1 pseudogene is annotated in these 2,451 nt (G+C 61.4%); it reads right to left on the reverse strand.

The features are described 5' to 3' along the window. Positions 1 to 64: 64 nt before the first annotated feature. A pseudogene (locus ACFP2V_RS38610) lies at positions 65 to 1,874 on the reverse strand (reverse transcriptase/maturase family protein). Positions 1,875 to 2,451: the final 577 nt, after the last annotated feature.

Genomic DNA, 2,451 nt, shown 5'->3' on the forward strand with positions numbered 1-2,451 from the left:
GGCGAGGCACCTGTTGTGCAGGCCCTTTTCCGACGACCCCCAGCCCGAACGACGCATGCAGCTTTCACTGCACGTCGCTCTCCAGTGACTGCCCCGTGATGGTTGAGAGCGGCTTCCCGGTGTGGATGTCCTGATGGCACGGCATGCAGACCACGAGGGTCTTGCGGCGTCGTTTTGCCATGAGGGTCGCCCAGTCGGGTTTCGGTCCCGGCTTGTCGAGGTCGGCGAGTTTGGAGACGTGGTGGACTTCCATCGCGCCGGTCCTCCCGCAGAACTCGCACCGTCCGGCCAGGAGCCGGGTGACCAGCTGCCTGCGCTTGACGGTGGCCGGGGGTGATTGGCGATCCGTGAGGGTCGCCCATTTTTGCCGTCTCAGCGGAAAACCGCCGAACCGTCCGACCAGTGGCTTCCTGCCTTGGCGTTCGATGCGGGCTTCGAAGCACGTGCGAGGCCCGTACGGGGTGTCGACTTTGGCCTTGTACTTCTTGGCCATCTTCGACACCGACGAGCGATGCTTGGCAGCCAGCGTCATCAGCATCGACGTCTCCATCGCCCACCGCAGTCGGTAGAGCCGGAAGACGTCGCCGGCCAGCAGGTAGTACTGGGCTATGCCCCGGAACTCGGCTCCGTAGGTGCTGACGATGACACGGTCGTCCTCGTTGATCAGCTCGGGCCGATACGCGGGTTTGCCGCGTTTGAGATACGGGGCGCTCTTGACCGATACCACCGAACGGGGGACATGCAGACCGACCGTCCCGTTGACGGCCCGTCGTTTGCCCGTGACCTTGCGGTCGTTGTGCCGAACGGTGATGTCATAGCCTAGGAATCTCGCCGCCCCGGTTCGGGCGTGTGTGATGAGTGTCTTTTCCGGCGAGAGCTCCAACTTGAGCTCGGTTCGCAGGAATTGGGTCAGACGCTCTCTGATTTCCTCGGCTTCGGCCTTCGGTCCGGTGAACCCGAGCAGAGTGTCGTCGGCATAACGCACATACCGCAGCCGCCGGTAGCGGGGATCCTGCGGATCCCCGCTGGGCATGGTGCGGAGTTGCTTGCGCAGTTTGGGCACCATCGTGCGGTCACCTCGCATGCGTGCGCGCCGGAGCGTCCCCTGTAACCTTTGATAGGTGTGGTTTGGCGCTTTGACGCTTCCTCGGGTGTATTCCGGAATCAGAACCTTCTCGACGAACTCATCCAACCTGTGCAGGTAGATATTGGACAAGATCGGGGAGACAACCCCGCCTTGCGGACTCCCGCTCAGCGTGGCGTTCCAGACCCAGTCCTCCATGTATCCGGCTTCCAGCATGTTTCGCATAAGCCGCAGGAACCGGTTGTCATGGATTTTCTCACCCAGAACCCCGAGCATGACCGAGTGATCCAGCCGGTCGAAGCACTGAGTGATATCACCCTCGACAAACCAGGTAGTCCCTTTCCAGGTGTTCACCACCTTACGGAGCGCGGTGTGGCAGCCTCGTTGGGGACGGAAACCGTGAGAGGAGTCGGAAAACGTTGGTTCGTAATACGCCTCAAGGAGCAGACGGATCACTTCACCGACGAGTTTGTCCGACCATGGCGGCAGGCCAAGCGGGCGCAAATTCGTACTGCCCCGCTTCTTCGGGATGTAGACCCTCCTGGCCGGGCTCCATCGGTAGCGCTCGTGGCGCAGTGCATCGATGATGCGGTCGATCTTGCCCAGTGACATGCCGTCCACAGTCTCCCCGGTGACTCCGGGTGTCATCGCTCCCTTGTTGGAGTACAAACGCCCGTAGGCCAGCAGATACAAATGCGGGTTGAATAAACTGCCGATACAGTTCGTCACACGACAGGCCGCGCCTGCCGCGATCACGGAGGACACCTAGCACCGTTTCGGCGCTCTGCATTTCGCATGCCTCCCCATACTTTGGTGTCCGATCACCTGGCCCCCTTCGCCCGTGCGGACGGCCTTCCCGTCCTCCTTGGCCGGTCGTGACTCCGGCGACTACTACGGGGCCTCCGTCGCCATAGGGTTAACACCCCTTAGGCGATCCCATGTTCGTCCTTGTTATACGTAATAGCGCGACTTAGGCGTCCCACTCATCCCCTTGAATGCCCTCGTTGGACATCGCTCCGCACCACAGAGGTTGCGCCGGGTCGTTCACTGCCCCAACGCAGGATGCAGCATCGGTTTCAGGCACTTTTCCGATGGATTCGATCTTTAATCTCCTGGGGATTGGGATTCAGGCAATCCAGCTTTCGCCCTATCACGCGGGTCCCGCAACGCACCGCCCCTAATGCCTGAGCCCGGTCGCCGCTTTTCTGGCATGCTGCGGTCCCCTTCACCTTTCGGATTCAGGTAAGCCATTGGACCCAAGAACCTCCCTCCGAGTTCATCCCGGCTGAACCGGGGATATAACAAGGCGCCTCATGGCGCACTGAACGCGATCCTGTACCAGACCCGCACCGGCTGCCAGTGGGACC

Origin of the sequence: Streptomyces incanus (assembly GCF_042656345.1) — a bacterium.
Lineage (GTDB): Bacteria > Actinomycetota > Actinomycetes > Streptomycetales > Streptomycetaceae > Streptomyces > Streptomyces incanus.